Annotated in this window: 15 protein-coding genes and 1 pseudogene; 11 read left to right on the forward strand and 5 right to left on the reverse strand. The window is 52.7% G+C overall.

What is annotated here, in order from left to right:
- A pseudogene (locus tag GEI7105_RS0110215) lies at nucleotides 1–300 on the forward strand (IS701 family transposase); the annotation flags it as partial.
- 77 nt (nucleotides 301–377) lie between these two features.
- Here the strand turns inward: GEI7105_RS0110215 and GEI7105_RS29940 are convergent.
- On the reverse strand, nucleotides 378–1,598 hold the full coding sequence (locus GEI7105_RS29940) for a retropepsin-like aspartic protease (RefSeq protein ID WP_017660367.1): 1,221 nt from the start codon (nucleotides 1,596–1,598) through the stop codon (nucleotides 378–380).
- A gap of 68 nt (nucleotides 1,599–1,666) precedes the next feature.
- Between GEI7105_RS29940 and GEI7105_RS37090 the strand changes: the two genes are divergently transcribed.
- From GEI7105_RS37090 to GEI7105_RS0110230, 3 genes are all read left to right on the forward strand, one after another.
- Nucleotides 1,667–2,098, forward strand: coding sequence for a hypothetical protein (locus GEI7105_RS37090; protein WP_144053747.1), 432 nt, complete (start codon nucleotides 1,667–1,669; stop codon nucleotides 2,096–2,098).
- A complete protein-coding gene (locus GEI7105_RS40440) occupies nucleotides 2,095–2,223 on the forward strand; it encodes a hypothetical protein (RefSeq protein WP_017660368.1) in 129 nt (42 codons plus the stop codon). Before GEI7105_RS37090 ends, GEI7105_RS40440 begins: the two co-directional genes overlap by 4 nt.
- Before the next feature lie 153 nt (nucleotides 2,224–2,376).
- Entirely contained in the window at nucleotides 2,377–3,546 is a 1,170-nt protein-coding gene (locus GEI7105_RS0110230) for an LptF/LptG family permease (RefSeq protein ID WP_026097562.1), read from the forward strand.
- A gap of 559 nt (nucleotides 3,547–4,105) precedes the next feature.
- Here the strand turns inward: GEI7105_RS0110230 and GEI7105_RS0110235 are convergent.
- The 3 genes from GEI7105_RS0110235 to GEI7105_RS0110245 all read right to left on the reverse strand — a co-directional run bounded on the left by GEI7105_RS0110235 (nucleotide 4,106) and on the right by GEI7105_RS0110245 (nucleotide 7,416).
- Nucleotides 4,106–5,032 (reverse strand): decaprenyl-phosphate phosphoribosyltransferase, encoded by a 927-nt coding sequence (locus GEI7105_RS0110235; protein ID WP_017660370.1) that lies wholly within the window; start codon nucleotides 5,030–5,032, stop codon nucleotides 4,106–4,108.
- Between the two features lie 189 nt (nucleotides 5,033–5,221).
- Nucleotides 5,222–6,292 (reverse strand): Holliday junction branch migration DNA helicase RuvB, encoded by a 1,071-nt coding sequence (ruvB, locus tag GEI7105_RS0110240; RefSeq protein ID WP_017660371.1) that lies wholly within the window; start codon nucleotides 6,290–6,292, stop codon nucleotides 5,222–5,224.
- An 86-nt stretch (nucleotides 6,293–6,378) separates the two neighbouring features.
- Entirely contained in the window at nucleotides 6,379–7,416 is a 1,038-nt protein-coding gene (locus GEI7105_RS0110245) for a class I SAM-dependent methyltransferase (protein ID WP_017660372.1), read from the reverse strand.
- Nucleotides 7,417–7,748: 332 nt separating this feature from the next.
- Between GEI7105_RS0110245 and GEI7105_RS0110250 the strand changes: the two genes are divergently transcribed.
- From GEI7105_RS0110250 to GEI7105_RS0110280, 6 genes are all read left to right on the forward strand, one after another.
- Complete coding sequence (locus GEI7105_RS0110250; RefSeq protein WP_017660373.1) at nucleotides 7,749–8,951, forward strand: RNA-guided endonuclease InsQ/TnpB family protein; 1,203 nt, start codon at nucleotides 7,749–7,751, stop codon at nucleotides 8,949–8,951.
- 79 nt (nucleotides 8,952–9,030) lie between these two features.
- Nucleotides 9,031–9,879, forward strand: a complete 849-nt coding sequence (locus GEI7105_RS0110255; RefSeq protein ID WP_017660374.1) for an ABC transporter permease — start codon at nucleotides 9,031–9,033, stop codon at nucleotides 9,877–9,879.
- Nucleotides 9,880–9,972: 93 nt separating this feature from the next.
- Nucleotides 9,973–11,379 carry an ABC transporter ATP-binding protein gene (locus GEI7105_RS29945; protein WP_017660375.1) on the forward strand — a complete coding sequence of 469 codons (1,407 nt, stop codon included), beginning with the start codon at nucleotides 9,973–9,975 and terminating at the stop codon, nucleotides 11,377–11,379.
- 270 nt (nucleotides 11,380–11,649) lie between these two features.
- On the forward strand, nucleotides 11,650–12,447 hold the full coding sequence (locus GEI7105_RS0110265; protein ID WP_017660376.1) for a class I SAM-dependent methyltransferase: 798 nt from the start codon (nucleotides 11,650–11,652) through the stop codon (nucleotides 12,445–12,447).
- Between the two features lie 229 nt (nucleotides 12,448–12,676).
- Entirely contained in the window at nucleotides 12,677–16,627 is a 3,951-nt protein-coding gene (locus GEI7105_RS39820; protein WP_083862351.1) for a glycosyltransferase, read from the forward strand.
- Between the two features lie 88 nt (nucleotides 16,628–16,715).
- Nucleotides 16,716–17,819 (forward strand): TRAP transporter substrate-binding protein, encoded by a 1,104-nt coding sequence (locus tag GEI7105_RS0110280; RefSeq protein ID WP_017660379.1) that lies wholly within the window; start codon nucleotides 16,716–16,718, stop codon nucleotides 17,817–17,819.
- A gap of 264 nt (nucleotides 17,820–18,083) precedes the next feature.
- Here GEI7105_RS0110280 and GEI7105_RS0110285 read toward each other — a convergent pair whose 3' ends face one another.
- Complete coding sequence (locus tag GEI7105_RS0110285; RefSeq protein ID WP_035492509.1) at nucleotides 18,084–19,193, reverse strand: AI-2E family transporter; 1,110 nt, start codon at nucleotides 19,191–19,193, stop codon at nucleotides 18,084–18,086.
- 436 nt (nucleotides 19,194–19,629) lie between these two features.
- On the opposite strand from GEI7105_RS0110285, the gene GEI7105_RS33345 reads away from it, so the two are divergent.
- Nucleotides 19,630–20,781, forward strand: a complete 1,152-nt coding sequence (locus tag GEI7105_RS33345) for a PEP-CTERM sorting domain-containing protein (RefSeq protein WP_017660382.1) — start codon at nucleotides 19,630–19,632, stop codon at nucleotides 20,779–20,781.
- Nucleotides 20,782–21,194 lie beyond the last annotated feature (413 nt).

Here is a 21,194-nt window from a genome sequence, read left to right on the forward strand (position 1 = left end):
TGGGTAGAAGTCTTCTATCGGGAAGCCAAAGGATGGTTGGGTTGGAGGGAATGCCAGGCGAGAGGTTTGAAGAGTTTACAGCGGCATTTAATTTTGGTATTTTGTGCCTACACTTTTATCCTTTGGCATAAGTTGACGGGCGGTTTACGAAGGAAGTGGGCGAACCAACCTTTGGAAACTTTTGTAGATGCTTTAGAGGCTTTTCGGACAGCCATGTCTTTTCGTTTTGTGGCATGGCTGAACGAGAATCGAGACCTGTTTGCCGCTCACAAAGCGCGTTTTGGCTTGGTTTGGGCTTGAAATTTGTTTAAGTACCGATAGGTGCGTTGCTTTAATCCATGACGTAACTGAAGTTCGGTCTGTGATGCGAAACTTCCTTATCTCCTCGTCTCCTCCTCTACCCGTTCCAACTCCAGACTTCCGACCTCGGGATAGCCGAGAGCGTTAGGTTCGCCGAAACGCCAGTGTTGGCGGTAGCGATCGAGGAAGTTTTGACCGATCAGACCGTCAATCCCGATAATATTGAAAAGATCGTCGCCTAAGACAACGGCGTCGAGGTTGCTGGCTTCTGCGGTTCCGAGGCGGACGCGATCGAGCGTTGCAGTCAAGCTGCTTTCCGTTCCGCAAAATCCCACAACGTCCACGGGTTCAGTTTGCGTTAAATCCAGATTTAAGTCGGCGGCGACTCGCTGCGAAATCACCATTAAATCGGCCCCCGTATCGACACCAAAGCGGTAAGTGCGATCGTTAATTTCCAGTTCCACCGTCATCATTCCCATGTTTCCCTGCAACGGAATCGCTGTCGGATCGGGAGTTGTGGGAGATAACAGTTGTAACTGTTGCGTTTGGGGATCGATGGTAACGTCGAAGCGACTGAGAACGTCGATTCCTAACACGCCGTCGGCGTTACCGGGAATGAGATCTGGGGGGAGTCCCATCCCCGTAATCCCTTCAACCCTGGCAGTTTCGACGGAAATCGAGGGAAGAGTCATCAAGCTCGCTTCGACATCGGAACAGTCGTCCCCAACAGCGAAGTAACTGAAGAAGTTACCGGGAACGGGAGTCGTCGCAACGCCTAACTCGTCGGCGAGAGGATGGGAGACGATCGACCCCGACGCGCCAGTGTCGAGGAGAAATTGACCGGGAAATCCATCGACGTTGACGTTGAGGCTGTAAACTTGCGAGTTGGGAATGGGTTGCAGGGGAACGACGGCTTGTCCGTTCGCGGTGGGAATTGGAAGCGTTACTCCTGTGACTTCGATTAACGCCAGCATTCGCGAGTTCGCGTCTCGTCGCACGTTCCCCGCGTCGTCGAGCAGAACCACTTCGAGCATACATTGCGTCGAGGCGACTTGTAAGGCTTCGAGGGTAACGGCGAGGGGGTTGGAGATGTTGCTACGAACGCACTGCGTCAAGCTTTGTAGCAGTTCTGCCCCCAAGTCTACATCGGTGGCGGGGACGTTTTCAGCAAGGACGGTTGAGGTTCGATCGCCGATGGGGTTTCCCCAGTCTGATAGTTGGGGTGAAGCGGCGATCGCGGGAGTCGAGCTGACTAACGCCCCTAACGTGAATCCTAGAATAGTTTTGACTCTTTTCATGTGTTGTTTTTGTTTCAGGATTGTTCGATCGAAAAAATCAAAATCATGTCAATTTATCGCCAAATTATTTGAGTCGCGAACGCCCTCTACAGTTGGAATTGCAGTTTTACAGTGCTTTTAGGTTGCGCGATCGCACGACTCAGTCGAACTGGCTATATATTTTTCACTTCAGACTCCCCCGTATGCACCACCTCGAGATCGATCGGTTGTCGCCTTCCCAACACTTTCAGGTTTCCGTGACGTTTGGCGTAGCGGTTGGCGTACTCCCCAGACGCCGGGTAAGCCAGTGTAGAGCCACTGTCGAACCCCGTGGCGATCGCGCATCGCTCTTAAGTAGTCTCTCTCTCAGCCAATCCGGAAATTTCCAGCAGCTCAGGGGGCGATCGCTTTATCGCCAAAAGGCGATCGAGATCGCAGGCAACCGGAACGTTAGCCCGTACAATACAACAAACTGCAAATACTTCTGTCACCATCGCTTACAACTGGGACAGTATCGATGAACCAAGTTACGACCCCCAAAAAAACCGAGTCCGTCCTGCGCCAAAATCCCTTCACGACCTATCGCGATCCGAAAACCGGTCGGTGGATTGTGGTCAAACCCCCCACACAACCTTCTCCACAGTAACCCAAAGACTCACAGCAGTTTTCAACCAGTTTCGACGGAACCGAACGCGATCGGCCGTTTCGCTTCAGGTGAGGTGGTGGTGCGCTTCGCGCTAACGATAGACTAGACTGTTGGCACGAATCTCACTCTCGCACCGTGCGTCTCGCCACCGCTATGAAACCATCGTCCTTTCTTTTCGGTCGGTTCCTTCCGGGACTGTCTATCATGGATCGCTACCTCATCGGCGAAACGCTTCCGCCATTTCTCTTCGGTGTCGGCGCGTTTTCTTCGATCGGCGTCGCGGTGGGTATCGTGTTCGAGTTGGTACGACAACTCACCAACGCCAACATCTCCCTCGACGTGGCGGCGAAAGTCTTCGTCTTGCAGCTTCCTTACTACATTTCCCTTTCGTTTCCCATGGCGATGTTGCTGGGAACCCTCATCGGCTATTCTCGCCTGTCCAGCGATAGCGAGTTGGTGGCGTTGCGAAGTTGTGGCGTGAGCTTGTATCGCATCGTCCGTCCGGCGTTGCTGCTGGCGCTCGTCGTCACGGCGATAACGTTTGCGTTCGATCAAGTGGTGGTTCCCGGTGCGCTGTACGAAGCCGAAGTGACGCTCGATCGCGCGTTGAAGGAAGAAGACACGTTGCTGGCGAAGCGCAATACGCTCTATCCCGAAATCGGGAAATTACCGCAAGCCAGAGACGCCGAAGACGAGACGTTGGTGCGATTGTTTTACGCCGAGAAGTTCGACAAAGAAGACGAACGAATGTACGGGGTGATCGTGTTAGATCGATCGGAACCGAAGTTCGATCGCCTGGTCTTCGCCGACTCCGCCACCTGGAACCCCGAAGACAACATCTGGGATTTCTTCGGCGTCACCAGTTACGCCATCCCCCCCGACGGATCTTACGTCAACATCGCCAAGTTCGATCGCCATCGTTACCCCCTCCCCCGCGCACCCTTGGAATTGGCGCGAGAGCGAGATTACCCGCAAATGAACGTGACGCAAGCGTTCGATCGCCTAGAAATCTTGAAAGCCAGCGGCCGCGAAGACAAAATTCGCAAACTCGAAATTCGCATCCAACAGAAGTTCGCCATCCCCTTCGCCTGCGTCGCCTTTGGATTAGTGGGAGCGGCGTTAGGGACGAAACCCCAGCGCACCAGCGCCTCGCGCGGGTTCGGAATTAGCGTGTTGGTGATCTTCACGTATTACCTGCTGATGTCCGTCGGCGATGCGTTGGGATTGAGCGGGTTAATCCGTCCCTGGATAGCCGGTTGGCTACCCACCCTCGTCGGATTAGGGGTGGGAATGGGACTGCTGATGCGCGCCTCGAAACTGTAGCGATCGTCTCGAGGTGGTTCAGCCTTCGTCGCGGTAGCCTTGCAGGTTTTCCGGCTCGAACTGACCTACCAAGATTCGTCGCAGTGCTCCAACCATAGCCAATAGGCTTGGTTGGTGGTGAAGCGGCGGTGAGTTTCGGTGCATCCCCTGAACAATGCGATAGCGAGAGAAGGGGATAGCGCCGAAACGAACAAACTGGTAAAATTGCCTTACCCGAAACGGTCTTTAAGCTCCTAAGGGTATGGTTCGCAGCACCCGAAAAACCCGTGGTGGAGGTAAACCACAAAATCGCCAGTTGGTGTGGCCAAGAGAATTTGATTCTCGCTTATGTCTGCGGTGGGGCGCATCGTGGACGTTAAACAAACAGCCTGTGAAGGCGTTCTGACCGGGGGTATTCGGGCTTGCTCGTTTATCTAGGCATGAGCCAGTGAAACAGGAATCTCCGACCATACCCGCTAGGGTTGGGGGGAGAGCGTCAATTGACGTTGGACTTGGACAAAGGGGGGGTCGATTTCGATATCTGCAAATCGGTCGATGTGGCGAGAGGGAGGAAAACGCTTTACGAAATCACCCCACGTTCGTACAACCCGAGAATCGTGCAAACCGTCAGAATCCAACCCACGATCGTTAACAAAACTGGCCAGTCCGACAGCAAAATTTCTTCCGGTCGTTCGCTGCGATCGCTCGTCGGAATTGGCTTAAAACCCGGACGTTCCATAATTTTCGGATCGCTCAACAACTGATAGCGAAACAATCCGTAAAGGACGAACGGTAACGTCAACATCATCCAAGGCGTCGGCGCCCCTTCAACTTGCGGTCCCGAACTCCAAATGGCATAAGTCATAATAGTTCCGGTCGTCACGATATTTTCCATACGACCGAGTAGTAAAAACGAATAGCGTTTGAGAACCGGGCGAGTTTTACCGATTCCCAATTGACTCAAGCGCAACTCCGCTTTACGCTTTTCAATTCCTAAAAATAGCGCCAGAAACGCCGTACACAACAAAAACCAGGGAGAAAGCCGGATATCGATCGCCGCCGCCCCCGCTACAGCCCGCAACACGAAGCCCGTCGCGATCGCCATTACGTCTAAAATAACCAGACGTTTCAACCCTAAGTTATAAGCAGCTTGTAGCACAGTATACAGCGTTAAAACCGCACCCAACTCCCACGCCTTCCACCATCCCAGCCCCAACCCACCGACGAGTAGCACCGCAGCCATGACCTTGGCCGTGGACATCTTCACCTGTCCCGAAGCGATAGGGCGATGGCGTTTGATGGGATGAAGTCGGTCTGCGTTGACATCGACGATGTCGTTGACGAGATAAAAACTACTCGAAATCGCGCAAAATAACACGAATGCCAGACTACTTCCCAACAGTGTCGCTGGTGTTAAGTCGAACGCGAACAGCGGCGCAGCAAAGACAATTGCATTTTTCGTCCACTGACGAGGACGCAGCGCTCGAACGTGAGGCGAAAGAGTCATAGGTAACCGCCACGAAGATCGAAGGTTTTTTTCAACATCCCAACTGCAAGACGCACCGAATTGAAACCAACAACTTCAGCGTAAACCTGTATATCTTTAAAGTGTAATAGTGGAATCGAGAAATCGATGCGATCTTAACAAACTCTTCTAGAAATGGCGATCGCATCCAACTTTCTTGAAAGAAAACTTCTAGAACAAAGACATTTGACGCTCGGGGGGGTCGTAACCCAGATGTTTCCAAGCTGCGGGAGTGGCGACGCGGCCGCGAGGCGTTCGGGCCAAATAGCCAATTTGCATCAAATACGGTTCGTAGACTTCCTCAATGGTTTGGGGATCTTCCCCTGTCGTAGCGGCGATGGTTTCCAAACCCACCGGACCACCGCCAAACTGTTCGATCGCCACCGTTAGCAAGCGGCGATCGGTCCAATCGAGACCCATCGGATCGACGTTAAACAACTCTAAGGCCGATCGCGCCACCTCTGCCGTCACCGTTCCTTCGGCTTTCACTTGGGCGTAATCTCGAACCCGCTTCAGCAACCGATTCGCCACCCGAGGCGTTCCGCGCGATCGCCGTGCGATTTCCGTCGCCCCATCTCCCGTCAGCGGCGTATCCAACAGTTTCGCTGTCCGTTCCACGATGAGCGTCAATTCCTCCGGTTCGTAAAACCGCAACCGCTGCACTAACCCGAAGCGATCGCGCAACGGCGAAGTCAACGCCCCCACCCGTGTCGTCGCCCCCACTAAAGTAAACGGCTGCAACTCCAAACTACGAGTTCGGGCAGATTTCCCTTTTCCGATGGTAATATCGACGCGAAAATCTTCCATCGCCGGATACAGCAACTCTTCCGTCATGCGGCTGAGGCGGTGAATTTCGTCGATAAACAGTACGTCTCCCGGCTTCAAACTCACCAGCAATCCCACGATATCTCGAGGACGTTCTAACGAGGGTGCGGTGGTCATTTTGTACCCGACTCCCATCTCCGAGGCTAAAATCGTCGCCATCGTGGTTTTCCCCAATCCCGGCGGTCCGTAGAGTAATAAATGGTCGAGAGCTTCACCGCGAGATTGCGTGGCTTGAATGGCAATTTCGAGAACTTCTTTTAACTCCCGCTGTCCGATGTAGTCCGCCAGTCGTTGCGGGCGCAGTTTTTCGTCCGGTTGGACGGCGGCCTGTTCCTCTGGGGTTTCCTCCGGGGACAGCAGGTCGTTTCCTTGGGGTTCTGGTTTGGGAGAGGGTTGGTGAGAAGAGAGAATCGCCATAACTCGAAAATTGCGGCCAGTCGCATCGGGACTTCTTTTTACCTTAGCTCGAATCGCGATCGCCGCCGAACTCGAGAGATTCCGGCTTACTTGCGACAAATCGCCGCCAAACTTGTAAAAAATTGCGTTCCGTTAACGGTGACGGGGTGGATTTGTGCAAACTGAACTTCCGAAAAATAGCGTTCGAGCGTCTTTTGAAAACTGGCTTGATTGAAAAAGTTAAAATGCGTCGCTTCGAGAAGATGCCAGGGAACCACTTGATGGGGAAAACAAAGCGGAATCGCGTTAATATTGGGAACTGTAAACGCAGCACGATCGCGTGTGATGCGGGCCAGTTCCGCCAAGGCTTTCTCATAGTCGGGAATATGTTCGAGGACTTCGATACTCACGACGCTGGAAAAATGCTCGTCCTCGTAAGGTAGCGGAAAACTCCCGTCGTAGCAGGTGACGAACTCCGCCACTTCCGGCAAAATCCCGTTGGTAATGGCGGGGCGATCGATTTCCAAGCCGTAAGCCTCCACGTCGCGCGATCGCAACTCCCGCACTAACGCCCCGATCCCGCAGCCGAAATCTAAAATCGGGGCGGGTAACGGTTGCGTCAGGGATAACACCACCTCCGACGTGACTGGCGAGGGCGTCCCCACTCCATAAATTTGCTCTCGATGCAAAACGCGATCGCCGCTCAGTAACCTATCGTACGCCGGACGAGACACCACCAATTCCCCACGTTCGCACCAGATCCGCGTCCCGTTGCTGTCGATGGCGAGTTCCGCAATCGGTGTCTCGTAAGGAAGACCGTACTCGAACGCAGTACCAGAAAATCCTGAATTTGTCAAGGGCAATAAATCCGGGCGGTAAGTTTGAAACCGACTCAACAGCGGCACGGGCGACCCGTTGACATAAACTCGTAAGGGATCGAAAGACTCCCAAGGCGATCGCGTCCATCCCACCACCCGCAGCACGCCGCAGGCTTCGATATCAAAGGTTTCCCAAACCCCCGTTTCGTGAGGGCGATCGAGGCGATAAGACCCCACAGCTAGCGCAGCCAACGTCTGAGACTTTTGCAAGTGGGAAGGTTCGGACTGCCAGCGACGCAGAACTCGGAACAACTTAGAAAACTTCATAGATAGGGAAAAGAGGAGACAAGGCAGACAAGGGGGACGAGGAGAACCAGGCAGAAAGTTGGTTTCCCTATCATCTCATCATCCCCTTATCTCATCATCCCCTTATCTCATCATCCCCTTATCTCATCATCCCCTTATCTCATCATCTGGCGCGATCGGGCTATGATGGTCGTGCCGAAACTAGAAAATCGGACGAAAGTGCTTTAGCCTAAACTGCGAGAATCCTCGACTTCAATCAAAGATTAGAAGCGGGTACGAACGCGCGGCGGCAAAGTAGCGGGTCAGCCGTTCGATCGGTTATACTCACTTTAACACGAAGCTCGTTTGTATTAATGAAAGTCGTCAAGCTGAGAATCTATCCCACGAAAGAGCAGGAAGTTGCCTTGGCCAAAGCCTTTGGCTGCTGCCGTTTCGTGTGGAATCGTTGTCTCCAACTGACGACTGAAGCCTACCGACAAACCGGAAAAGGGATCTCTGGGTTAACTCTCAAAAAGATGCTTCCGCAATGGAAGCGAGAACTGGAGTGGCTCTCAGACACTTATTCTCAATGTCTGCAAAGTTCGGTACTCAACCTTTCAAGAGCGTTTGTCAACTTCTTTGAAGGACGCGCCCAATACCCACGCTTCAAAAGCAAACACAAACGGCAATCCCTTCAATACCCTCAAAACGTCAAGCTAAACAGAGACAAGTTGCATCTTCCCATGATTGGAGAGGTGTACTGTCGCGTTCATCGTTGGTTTGAGGGCAAGATCAAAACGGTAACGGTCAGTCGCCACACTGACGGTCGTTATCACGCTTCGATCCTTATCGATGACGGTTCTGAGAAACCCGAACCGAATGCGGAAGGTAAAGCCATCGGCATCGATATGGGATTGAAGCATTTTGCGGTGACTTCTGACGGTGATAAATACAATAACCCTCATCACCTCAAGCAACACGAGCGCAATCTCAAACGCAAACAGCGTAAACTTTCGAGGAAACAGAAAGGGTCGAATTCTCGTCGAAAAGCCAGACGCTTAGTGGCGAGAGTTCACAGCAAGATTGCCAACTCTCGAGCCGATTTTCTCCACAAACTATCCCGCAAGATAGTCAACGAAAACCAAGTGATTGTGGTAGAAAATCTAGCGGTGAAGAGCATGGTCAAAAATCACAGCCTCGCTAAAGCGATAAGCGACGTGAGCTGGGGAATGTTCTCGACGATGCTTAAATATAAGGCGAAGGCAGAAGGGAAGGTGTATCTGGAAGTGAATCGATTTTTTCCCAGCACTCACCTTTGCTCTGAAACCTTATTGCCGCTACCTAAGATGGGACTCGACGTGCGGTCGTTCAAATGCCCGCAATGCGGACAAACTCACGACCGAGATCTCAACGCGGCAATCAACCTTAAAAATGAAGGCTTGCGGATTTTGGCCTCGGGAACCGGGGCTTCTGCCAGTGGAGGGAATGTAAGACCAAAGGGAGGTCGGATTCGTTCGATGCTCCCCGAGGCAGTTCCTTTTGAAACTGGAAGCCACTCATCTATCGCGTCGCGATGATGAGTGGTAGTTCACCCTGTTTATCGAGCATATTGCTGCGAATTTTCGGTTGTGGGTGAGGAAAAGACTGTTGCGTAGTATGTTAAAGGGATCGATCTCGAAAGCGGGATCGGGGAACCCAACAAAAGGATCTGACAATTCGCGATCGTTCAAACTCGAACTGCTGAAAACCCTCGTTCAGCGAGAATTAGAAGCGCGATATAAAGGGTCGGTCTTGGGCAATTTATGGCCGGTGTTGACGCAGTTGTCGCAACTGCTCATCTATACCTATGTTTTTTCGATCGTCCTGAAAGTCAAGCTCAACTTGGCAGGAGTTCCAGCCAACAACTTAACCTATGGTTTGTGGCTGTTTGCAGGGTTGTTGCCTTGGTTTGCCTTTACCAACGGATTTTCTCAAGCGGCGTCGTCGGTGGTCAACCAACCGAACCTCGTGAAAAAAGTGGTGTTTCCCCTGGGGTTGTTGCCACTGGTTCCCGTGTTGGCGGCGTTCGTCGAAAGTACCTTGGGGTTGATGGTCTTGGTGGCGTTCGTGGCGATCGCTACACAAACCCTTCACGCGACCCTGTGGTTGATGCCCCTAATTTGGTTGCCACAACTACTGCTGACAGCGGGATTGGGATACTTCGCCGCCGGACTGACCGTGTTTTTGCGGGACATTCCCCAAACCATTACTGTCGTACTCAATCTGTGGTTTTACCTGACGCCGATCGTCTATCCGGCCGAAAGTGTTCCCGAATCGTTGCGAACGCTGGTATTCTGGCTCAATCCCCTCGCTGCCTTTGCCCAAGCCTATCGCGACGCGATTTTAGTCGGCAGCTTCCAGCACGGGGCAGAGTGGGCGATGGCGTCGATGGTGTCGGTGTCGGTATTTTTGGCTGGATTGTGGTCTTACCGAAAGCTCAAATCCGGCTTTGCTGACGTTCTGTAAGCTTCGCGTTTCATCCAGGTGTCGCGTCGGCGTTGTCTGCCGTTCTAGACCTCCGATTTTCCCGTTCTTCGATCGCTCTCAAACCACAGTTCAATGGACGATTTCGCAATTTCCGTTCGCAACGTTTCCAAGAGTTTTCGGCGATACCGACATCCCACCGATCGCCTGAAGGAACTCCTGTTTCCCGGCCATCAGAAGTATCAAGAATTCTGGGCGTTGCGAAACGTCAGTTTGGAAATTCCAAAAGGCCAAACGTTAGGCATTGTCGGACGCAATGGGTCGGGGAAAAGTACCTTACTTCAAATTATCGTTGGGACGCTGATGCCCACCGACGGCGATGTCAACGTCAACGGACGGATTTCAGCGTTACTCGAACTCGGAAGCGGCTTCAATCCCGAGTTTACAGGACGCCAAAACGTATTTTTCAACGGTCAACTGCTGGGACTGACCAAACAGCAAATCGAAGAACGGTTCGAGGATATCGTGGCCTTTGCCGATATCGGCGATTTTATCGACCAACCCGCAAAAACCTATTCCAGCGGGATGTTCGTGCGTTTAGCCTTTGCAGTAGCCACCAGCGTCGATCCCGATATCTTAGTCGTAGACGAAGCCCTAGCCGTCGGTGACGAAGCGTTTCAACGCAAGTGTTTTTCCCGCATCGAAGCCTTACAATCTCGCGGCGGAACCACGTTGTTTGTTTCTCACGCCGCCTCGAAAGTCGTAGAACTGTGCGATCGCGCCGTATTACTCGATCGCGGCGAAATGCTCCTGTTTCACGAACCGAAATTCACCATCGATCGCTATCACAAACTCATTTACGCCCCCGCCGACCTCTGCGAGAGTTTTCGCGAAGAGATTCGCAACACCCCCAACCTCGACCCCCACGCCGAACTCGAGAGCGATTCCCACAACCCGCCGACTCCCCAGACGCCGGAAGAGTCCCCCACCGACGGCGACTTCTTCGACCCCCACCTCGTCCCCAAAAACACCATTTCCTACATTCCTCGGGGGGCGAAAATTGCCAACCCTCACATCGTTGCCCCCGACGGACGCACCGTCAACCACCTCACCGGACGCCAGGAGTACGTTTACACGTATAAAGTGACGTTTTACAAAACCGCGTCGAAAGTCCGGTTTGGAATGCTGGTGAAAACCGTCAGCGGCTTGGAACTGGGGGGAGCGTCGTTTACCACCTCCAGTCAGTCGATCGATCGCGTCGAAGCCAACACCACCGTCACCGTCCGCTTCCGCTTTCAATGTTTGCTCAATCCGGGGGCGTATTTCCTCAACGCGGGGGTGTCTGGCATCGTAGACGGTCAGTTTACCTATCTCGCCCGAGGAATCGATATCGCCATGTTCCGCGTGCGTCCAGATAACGATTCTTTCGCCAGCGGGATCGTGGATTTACTCATCGACCCCCACGTGAGTCTCGACTCTGAAGTAGAGACAGTGGAGGTGCGATCGAACCCCGCCCGCGAACCGAAAGTTGAATCGCTGTAATGCTTAAATACCATAAGTCGTAGGGTGCGTGACTTGAAAAATCGGGTGTCGATCGTTAGAGCGATCGCTCGTCACGCACCGCCCATGTACACCGCCCACATACCAGGGTGCGTGTTTTACAGTGAACAGTGAAGACAGCCGTAGGGTGCGTGACTTGAAAAATCGGGTGTCGATCGTCAGAGCGATCGCTCGTCACGCACCGCCCATGTACACCGCCCACATACCAGGGTACGTGTTTTACAGTGAACAGCGAACAGTGAAGTTGTAGAAATGGATATTCAAGCCACCGAAGAACGCCTCAAGGCCATTGTCGAAGAGTTCGGCCCCTGGACGAATCACAACGTCCGCCTCGCCCCCAACCTTTACACGATGGGGGCGTCGCCGTCCGGGGCGGAAGTGAAGTTAAAGCGGTTTTTGCAAATCGTCTCGGATTTTTGCGGAGACGACTTCTCAAACCTGCGAGTCTTGGATTTAGCTTGTTTGGAAGGGCTTTACGGCTTGGAACTGGCGATGCAAGGGGCGCAGGTGGTTGGAATCGAGGGACGCGAAAGCAACCTCGCCAAAGCCCGATTCGTCCGAGAGACATTGGGACTCGAGAACATCGAGTTTCACTGCGACGACGTGCGGAACCTGTCGCGGGAGAAATACGGCAGCTTCGATATAGTCCTCTGTATCGGGATTTTCTATCACCTCGACGCCCCGGACCTGTTTCGCTTTGCAGAGAACATCGCCGAGGTGTGTTCCAGGCTGGCAATTTTCGACACCCACGTCAGCCAAACCGCCGATCGAACCTACGAATACCGAGGGCGAACCTACCAAGGGCGATCGTACACCGAAGACCATACCGCTTGGGGATCGATCGGTAACGAAGAGAGTACCTGGTTGACGCGCCCGTCACTGTACGGTTTATTGAATGACGTGGGGTTCGCCTCGGTCTACGAGTGTCACCTACCCGTCGTACCGAAGTACGTCGAACTGCGATCGCGCAAACAAGCCGATCGCTCCACCTTTATCGCCGTCAAAAATCGATCGATTTCTCTAAAAACGACCGATTTGGCTGACGTTTAATCCCTTACCAAAACACCTCGAACGTCAATTTCCGACCTCGATTCGTACCATAAATTCTTGACAAAGATCGAGATTTATGTTAATAAAATTGACTTGAAGTTTTCAAATTTCAAAAAACTCGTCGATCGAACAAAACCGATGAGACAATAAGGCAATTTCCTCTCCCCCTCTCCCCCTCTCCCCCTCTCCCCCTCTCCCCTGCTCCCCCTCTCCCCTGCTCCCCTGCTCCATGAACCAAACTCTCATCGTCACCGGAATGCACCGCTCGGGAACGTCCCTAATGGCGTCTCTGATTCAAACAGTGGGCGTTCACATCGGCGACGAATTATTAGAAGCCGACGATCGCAACCGTCACGGCTATTTTGAAGATAAAGAATTTCTCGAATTTCAACGATCGATTTTGCAAACCTCTTGCGTAGAAGGGGAAGAGGGCTGGTCGGATTGGGGATGGACGGTAAGCGAACGGCTCGATCGCTCCCAGTTCGATCGCTATAAAAAAACGGCGTTAACTCTCATTGAATCTCGCCAACAAACGGAAAAAATTTGGGGATGGAAAGACCCGAGAACCGCGTTGATGTTGGACTTTTGGCACGAATTAATCCCCGACGCAAAATATCTCTTTGTCTACCGCTATCCTTGGGATGTCGCCGACTCGATCGCCCGTCTCAACGCCCCAATTTTTGCCAACAAACCCGACTGGGCGTTACGAATTTGGTCGTATTACAACCGTCACGTTCTCGACTTTTACAAACGCCATTTCCAACAGTGTCTTTTAGTCCACACTAACACGGCATTAACCCAACCCGAGCGCTTTGGCGAACTGCTACAAACCAAGTTAAATCTAGAACTCGATAGTCCCTTGACGGCGGAAAAAGTCGCTGAAATTTACGATCCCAACCTCTTACAAACCCTAAATTGGAACCATCCTTTCGCGGAAAGCATCCGCACTCGCGCCTCCCGTCATTGGATGTGGTTGAAGGAACTCGATCGCGCGGCGGAGATTCCTTCAGTCGCCAGTCGTCAGTCGCCAGTCGCCAGTTCTTCGGAAAATATTAGCCAACCGTTCGCTGTGACTCAGATGCAAACACCGTTACCGCTGGCTGTGGCGGCGAAACTTCCCGAAGTGAAGGGAGTTGCAGAACCCGAGGACGCCGACATCACCGTGTCGGTGGTGATTCCCTGTTACAACCAAGGGGAATATATTCTCGAGGCGATCGCCAGCGTTCAAAGCTGTCAAGAGCCAGTTTACGAAATTCTCATTATTAACGATGCGTCCACGGACTCCCGTACCTTAAAGGTTCTCGACTACCTGAAACAGCGAGGGTTTCGGGTTATCGACCATCCCGAAAACCGGGGACTCGCCGAAGCCAGAAATACCGGATTTCATCTGGCGCGAGGGCGTTACGTGCTGCCCTTGGACGCGGACAATAAGATTAAGCCGAACTATATCACGCAGGCGATCGCGCTGGGCGATCGCGACCCCCGCCTCGGCGTCGTCTACGGCGATTGCGAGTACATCGGCGACAAAACTGGCGTCTGGAAAATCCCCGATTTCGACATCAACCTCCTCGCCGTGGGGAATTACATCGACGCTTGCGCCGTCATCCGCAAAACCCTTTGGGAAGACTGCGGCGGCTACGACTCCGACATCCCCGAAAAAATGGGGTACGAAGATTGGGATCTGTGGCTGAGTGCGGCCGAACGGGGTTGGAAATTTCACCATATCCCAGAAGTCCTCTTCGAGTATCGCTTCCGCCGCGATTCGATGGTCAGTCGCTGCAACATCCCCGACAACCGACAGCGACTGATGCACTATCTCTGCACCAAACATCTGACGCTGTACGTCACCAACTTTCCCAGCATTTTCGCCAAAAAAGATAGCGAACTTCTCGCCGAACGACTGCGCGTCGAAGAGTTGAAGGCGGAAACCGAACAACTGAAAGCCGAAGTCGAAACCCAGCAAACCGACTCGCTGCATTTCCAAAGCGAACTCCACCACGCCAACCTGGAAATCGCACAACTGCAATCGCAACTGTTCCCCACCGAGGCGGAGTTAAAGCGCACCCAAGCCGAAGCGAACGACCTCCGCAACGAAAACCGCCAACTCCATCAAAAACTGTTCGAGGCGTTGCAAACCTTAGAGGCGACGAAAACCGAACTTGACGCCGTAAAAGAAAACTCGACGACAGCCAACGAACAGCTTCAAAAGGAACTCATCGCCGCACAACAACAAATTCAGGCGTTACACGTCGAATACCAGGCGATGCAAGCCCACTTACACGACGAACTGCATCGCCATCAAGAAACCATCGCGGCGATGGAGGATACGAAGTTCTGGAAACTGCGGGTGCAGTGGTTTAAGGTAAAAACCCCCGTGATGCGGAAATTGGGGCTGTTGAAAGAAGAGACTCTCGCCGCAGTTCCCCTTCCGCCAGCCGCGACGCCTCCGGTTCCCGAAGACAATCCCTATCAGTGGTGGTTGAGCCAACATTACCCCCGTCCGTCGGATTTAGAACGGATGGCCGAAGACTTGGAAACGTTGGAGTTTCAGCCGACGATTAGCATCGTCATGCCCGTTTATAACACCCCGGCGAACTACTTGGAACAGGCGATCGCCTCAGTTCTCGATCAAGTGTATCCCCACTGGGAACTCTGCATCGCCGACGACGCCTCCACCGCCCCCCACGTGCGCCAAACCCTCGATAAATACGTCACGCTAGACGCCCGAGTTAAAGTGGCCTACCGCACGGAAAACGGCCATATTTCCCGCGCCTCCAACACGGCGTTAGGCTTAGCTTCCGGGGAATTCGTCGCGTTGATGGATCACGACGATCTGATGACGCCAGACGCGCTGTACGAGGTGGTTCGCCTCCTCAACCGCCACCGCGACGCGGATATGGTGTATTCGGACGAGGATAAGGTAGACGAACACAACCAACTGCGCGATCCCTTTTTCAAACCGGATTGGTGTCCCGATTCCTTCCTCTCGCGAATGTACACCTGTCACCTAGGCGTGTACCGCCGCAGCATCCTCGAGGAAATTGGCGGGTTCCGCGTCGGGTTTGAAGGGGCGCAGGATTACGATTTAGTCTTGCGCTTTACTGAAAAGAGCGATCGCATCTTCCACATTCCGAAAATTCTCTACCACTGGCGCAGTCACCCGGAATCGACCGCCAGTCGCCTCGCCAGCAAGTCTTACGCCGCCGAAGCCGCCGCCAAAGCGATTACGGAAAGTTTGCAGCGACGGGGAGAACCGGGTATCGTCAAACCTACGAACAGCGGTCATTGGATCGTGCGCTACAACATCCAAAGACCGGGGAAAGTCAGCATTATTATCCCGACGAAGGATTTAGCCAGCGTTCTCGATACCTGTTTGACGTCGATTTTCCAGAAAACCACTTACGCCGATTACGAAGTCATCGTAGTGGACAACGGAAGCGTGGAAGCGCAAACCCATCAGTTATTCGAGAAGTGGCGTCAGCGTCAACCCCATCGCTTCCGCGTCGAACCGTTAGATATTCCGTTTAACTATTCTCAACTGAACAATTTCGCCGCGTCTAAAGCCCAGGGAGACTATTTACTGTTTCTCAACAACGACACGGAAATCGTAACGGAAGATTGGATAGAGGCGATGGTGGAACAGGCGCAACGTCCGTCTGTGGGGGCGGTGGGGGCGACGTTGCTCTATCCCGACAATACCATCCAACACGCCGGGGTGGTGTTGGGGATTGGCGGCGTAGCCGGTCACAGTCACAAAACCTATCCCAAAGATGCGATCGGCTATTTCGCCCAGTTACAGACGGTGAACAACTATTCGGCGGTGACGGCGGCTTGTTTGATGTGTCGTCGAGAGGTATTTGAGGAAGTAGGAGGATTTGAGGAACGGTTGGCGATCGCCTTTAACGATGTAGATTTCTGTTTGAAACTGATCGATCGCGGCTACCGCAACGTTTGTTTGCCCCACGCGATCCTATACCACTACGAATCCAAGAGTCGCGGCCACGAAGACACCCGCGAGAAACAAATTCGCTTCAAACAGGAAATCGATGATATGAAACACCAATGGGCGAAGTATCTCGACAACGACCCCTGTTACAGCCCCCATTTAAGTCGCGATCGCGAAGATTACAGCCTCGCTGCGACGCACCCGCTCTTCAAACCCAACAAAGTTTTGGGATAGCGTTGTGCGATCGTCAACTCTCGCCTCAATGTGACGTAAACTACAGAAATCTTGCCAATTCAACGCCAACATACCGCCAAATTCCCCCATGAAACGCCGTAAGTTCGTCACGCAAGCTGGCATCGGAACCGCCAGTGCTACCGTCCTCGCCGCCTGCACTCAAAGTTCCGGGCCCGCTGTCGATGCCACATCGCTTCCTCGCATTGACTGGCGTATGGCGACGAGTTGGCCCCCTTCTCTCGATACCATTTACGGCGGGGCAAAAACTATTTCTCGCCGCGTCAGCGAAATGACTGACGGACGCTTCACCATCACCCCCTACGCCGCTGGGGAACTGGTTCCCGCCTTGCAGGTTCTCGACGCGGTTCAGTCGGGTTCTGTCGAATGCGGACATTCGGCGAGTTATTACTACATCGGTAAAAATTCCGCCTTGGGATTCGCCACGGCGATGCCTTTCGGTTTGAACGCCCAGCAACAGAACGCTTGGCTGTACGAAGGAGGCGGTTTAGAGGCGATGCAAAACATTTACGCCGATTTCAACGTCATCAACTTCCCCGCTGGCAATACCGGAACTCAGATGGGAGGGTGGTTTAAACAGGAAGTCAAAACTCTCAGCGACTTAAACGGGTTGAAGATGCGGATTCCCGGCTTGGGGGGCAAAATTATGTCAGCCCTAGGAGTCAACGTGCAGGTGCTACCCGGTTCGGAAGTGTTTTTGGCATTAGAACGGGGGGCGATCGATGCGGCGGAATGGGTCGGTCCTTACGATGATAAAAAATTAGGACTCCACGAAGCCGCTCGATACTATTATTATCCCGGCTGGTGGGAACCCAGCGCAACGCTAGATGTATTCGTGAATCGATCGCAGTGGGATCGGTTGCCGACGGAATATCAAGAGGTATTTAAAGCGGCGACTGTCGAAGCCAACACGACGATGTTAGCTCAGTACGATACCCTCAATCAACAAGCCTTGGCAGAATTAATTGAAGGCGGCACAATTTTAACGGCATACAGCCAAGAAATTATGACTGAAGCGAAGAAAGTCGCTTTCGAGTTATACGAACAAAATGCTCGAGAAAACTCGACATTTAAGGAAGTTTATGAGAATTGGAATGCCTTCCGCGAGGCCGTTTACCGTTGGAACAGCATCAACGAATTGAGTTTCGCACAGTTTAGTTACGGCGGTGAGTAATATAGGGAACGGGGAACGGGGAATAGATGAGGTGAAGTTCCTTAGTGGTGCAGAAAAGTCCTGAAACCCTTGCTAGAAAAGATATCGCCATATTAAAGGGTTGGCCGCAAAATCTCAGATCGGTAAATTGCTGCTGGAGATCCCCGGCATCTTGGAGATGCCGGGGATCTGGCTTGAGTCTCAATACATATTTTATGTGCTTTGTCAATCCCCGATCTCGAAAAGTTTTCTGCACCGCTAAGGGTGAAATTCTCATCATCTTCCCTAACTTTTAGGCGATCGCGCGGGTTGGGCGATGACCGTCAACGCCTCGCTTTCCTGTTGTGCCTGAGCAATTTGTTTCGGTCGTAAATAAAGGTTTTCCACGAGCGCCGACGCCCCAGCAAACCAGGGTGGAACGATGAGCGCCCCGATAATTCCCAATACTTGAGCGCCACCGAGAACAGACAAAAGTTGAAATAACGGATGAACGCCGACAGACGTTCCGACTAATAACGGATCGAGAACATAGGTTTCTAAATTCTGAATGATGGCGAACAGAATCAACACCCACAATACGAGCCAACCCCCTTGAGAAAGGGCGACGATTAAAGCCGGAATCGCACCGAGAATCGGTCCGAGAAACGGAATCAGGTTCGTGACACCGGCGATCGCTCCCAAACCCAACGCGAAATCTTGCAACCCGAGAACTGTCAATCCAGCCGATGTGGTCACGGCCAAAATTGTCGAAACGAGGAGTCGTCCGCGAATGTATCCCCCCATCCGTTGGCTGACAATAGAGGTTTGAGCCGCGAGGCGGTCTTCCCAGGGTTGGGGAAACAGTTGCACGATACTGCGAACTAACGTTTTGCTATCGGCCACCATGTAACCCGAGATAAACAGCGCCAAAATCAGGCTGAAAGCTGCCCCGAGAATGCCCCGCGTAATGCCGTAAGACCGCAAAACCAGTTGTTGGGACGATCGAATCACCCAACCGGTAATCGATTGAGCGTCGAACAGTTCGAGAAGCAGTTCCGGCCGCGCGTCGGTTACTCGGATAACCGTCGATTCGATAAGCGTCAGTACGTCTTCAGAAAACTTGGGAAGTTGACGAGCTAACCGTTCGATTTGGTCGAAAACTGGCGGCCCGATAATTAAAACGACACCCGTGACGATCGCGATCAGACCGAAATAGGCAAAAATCGTCGCCAACCATCGCGGCAAACGCAGAAGGCGCTCGCAGAAGTCTACGACTGGCACGATCGAGGCGGCGAGAACCACTGAAATCATCAAGATGACGATCAGGCTTTGGAGCTGCCACAACAGGAATACGAGCAGCACTACCGCCGCAATCAACAAGATGTTGGAAAGAGAAAGCGAAATCGATCGCTGCATAGTTCACAGAGTTGAAAACGGCAGGTTTAAGGAAAATCAGGTCGAGGACGGACGTTCCCGTACAAGACCCGGAACTCACGGAGAACGGAGCGAGTCAGAATAAAGAGGAGGAAAACGAAACGGTTGCTCTGTCTTCACCCTGTATTCTGCACCCTCTCCCAAAAAACACGCACCCTCGCCTGTTGCAGTTTACGAGAAAATAGAGCCGGGAGTGACTCTCGAGACTCTCGAGCCGAGCGCCGACTCTTTTCTGTCCGACGGTATGGGAACGAGAACGCGAGGAAAATGACAAGCTCGGACAGAAAAAGGCTGAGGTTGTCAGCCAAACGTTGCCACTCGTTCCCTGAGAACTCAAGCGAGGGACTTTCAAATCGAACCGTGCGAAAAGAAGGTCACTTACGCTCAGTGTCGCTAACTATTTTGACCCATCTGAATTATGCCAGTATTGAAAACTCAGACTGATTTTAGCAACGTCGGGGTTCGTTCGCTCCGAACCCTCGAACAGCCCGCGGTTGGAACGCGGCTCGGTCGAACTCTAGGGTGGGCGATCGGGTTCGCCGCCGTTAGTTTAATCGCGTCCAAAGCTCAAGCGATTTTATTAGTGAGTAGTTTTGGCAGCGATCGCGTGTTGAGCTACGACGAAACCACGGGAGAATTCCTAGGAACGTTCGGCCAAGCCAACCTTGCGGACAGCGGACTGCTCGGCCCCGATGGTTTGACGGTCGGCCCCGATGGCAATCTTTACGTCACTAGCTTTATCTCGTCAGAAGTTCTGAAGTACGACGGAACGACGGGAGAATTCCTAGGAACGTTCGGGGACGCATCTAACGCCAACAGCGGATTGGTAAGTCCTGTGGGTTTGACGTTTGGTTTGGACGGAAACCTTTATGTCAGCAGCTTTGGGAGTAACGAAGTTCTCCAGTACAACGGAATCACGGGGGAATTCTTAGGCATTTTTGGGGAGGCGTCCACCCTCGGAAGCGGATTGGGAAATCCCGATAACTTAACCTTCGGTCTGGACGGAAATCTTTACGTGAGCAGTTTTGCCACGGACGAGATTTTAAGATACGACGGCGTGACGGGAGCTTTTTTAGGAACCTTTGGCGAGGCGTCCAATATCGCCAGCGGACTCGACAATCCGACCGGTTTGACTTTCGGACCCGATGGCAATCTTTACGTCACGAGTTATCTGAGCGACGAAATTTTGAAGTACGACGGCGTCAGCGGGGAATTTTTAGGCGTTTTTGGCGATGCGTCGAGTTCTAACAGTCCCCTGAACGGTCCGTTTAATTTGACGTTTGGAACGGACGGTTTTCTCTATGTCAGTAGCTCTAATTTTTTGAGTGTGGATGAAGATCCGGTCGATCGCGTTTTGAAGTACGACAGTACGACGGGAGCATTTGCTGGAATTGTTCTCGATGCGAGCAATACGAACGGCCAGTTGTCGGTTCCGGCGGGTTTAGTTTTCCTTCCTGAGTCCGTCCCCGAACCCGGTTCTGTGTTGGGTTTGTTGGCTGTCGGTGCGATCGGAATCGGTGTGCGGCGATCGCGCAAACCACAGCGATCGCCATCTGTTCGTTCTCTGTAAAGCGATCGAATCGAACGCGGCGATCGCGTTTGTTTGAAAATCTAAAATGAGTGAATCGATTAGCGTTTTATGCGATCGAAAATTCGCTATTTTTCAAACTCTATTTTGGCTTTGATGACTTCGCGATCGCAGCTCGATAAAACCTTGCCGCTCGGATCTCATACTCCATTCTTTTCTGATAAGCTGGGATTCAAGAAGTCTTCACCACATCCATCCTTAGCCCCCCTTCCCAAGAGGGTTTGAGGGGCTTGGCGGGTCGAGCCAAACCAGTATTTGAGTCCTCGACTCCGCTCGGACTTAACGCTTCGGCTCCGCTCAGCGTTGAGATTCGGATTCCGTATCGTTTGTCGATCGCCGAACAGTCTGTGGCACAATAACACAGATCTGCAAACGGATCGATCGCCATTCCTCAT

The sequence above is a fragment of the Baaleninema simplex PCC 7105 genome, from assembly GCF_000332355.1.
Classification (GTDB): domain Bacteria; phylum Cyanobacteriota; class Cyanobacteriia; order Cyanobacteriales; family Geitlerinemataceae; genus Baaleninema; species Baaleninema simplex.

Bases quoted from the DNA above. Each gene is read 5' to 3' on its own strand.
- GEI7105_RS29940 (WP_017660367.1), bottom strand. From the start codon at position 1,598: ATGAAAAGAGTCAAAACTATTCTAGGATTCACGTTAGGGGCGTTAGTC.
- GEI7105_RS40440 (WP_017660368.1), top strand. From the start codon at position 2,095: ATGAACCAAGTTACGACCCCCAAAAAAACCGAGTCCGTCCTGCGCCAA.
- GEI7105_RS0110230 (WP_026097562.1), top strand. From the start codon at position 2,377: ATGAAACCATCGTCCTTTCTTTTCGGTCGGTTCCTTCCGGGACTGTCT.
- GEI7105_RS0110235 (WP_017660370.1), bottom strand. From the start codon at position 5,032: ATGACTCTTTCGCCTCACGTTCGAGCGCTGCGTCCTCGTCAGTGGACG.
- ruvB (WP_017660371.1), bottom strand. From the start codon at position 6,292: ATGGCGATTCTCTCTTCTCACCAACCCTCTCCCAAACCAGAACCCCAA.
- GEI7105_RS0110245 (WP_017660372.1), bottom strand. From the start codon at position 7,416: ATGAAGTTTTCTAAGTTGTTCCGAGTTCTGCGTCGCTGGCAGTCCGAA.
- GEI7105_RS0110250 (WP_017660373.1), top strand. From the start codon at position 7,749: ATGAAAGTCGTCAAGCTGAGAATCTATCCCACGAAAGAGCAGGAAGTT.
- GEI7105_RS0110255 (WP_017660374.1), top strand. From the start codon at position 9,031: ATGTTAAAGGGATCGATCTCGAAAGCGGGATCGGGGAACCCAACAAAA.
- GEI7105_RS29945 (WP_017660375.1), top strand. From the start codon at position 9,973: ATGGACGATTTCGCAATTTCCGTTCGCAACGTTTCCAAGAGTTTTCGG.
- GEI7105_RS0110265 (WP_017660376.1), top strand. From the start codon at position 11,650: ATGGATATTCAAGCCACCGAAGAACGCCTCAAGGCCATTGTCGAAGAG.
- GEI7105_RS39820 (WP_083862351.1), top strand. From the start codon at position 12,677: ATGAACCAAACTCTCATCGTCACCGGAATGCACCGCTCGGGAACGTCC.
- GEI7105_RS0110280 (WP_017660379.1), top strand. From the start codon at position 16,716: ATGAAACGCCGTAAGTTCGTCACGCAAGCTGGCATCGGAACCGCCAGT.
- GEI7105_RS0110285 (WP_035492509.1), bottom strand. From the start codon at position 19,193: ATGCAGCGATCGATTTCGCTTTCTCTTTCCAACATCTTGTTGATTGCG.
- GEI7105_RS33345 (WP_017660382.1), top strand. From the start codon at position 19,630: ATGCCAGTATTGAAAACTCAGACTGATTTTAGCAACGTCGGGGTTCGT.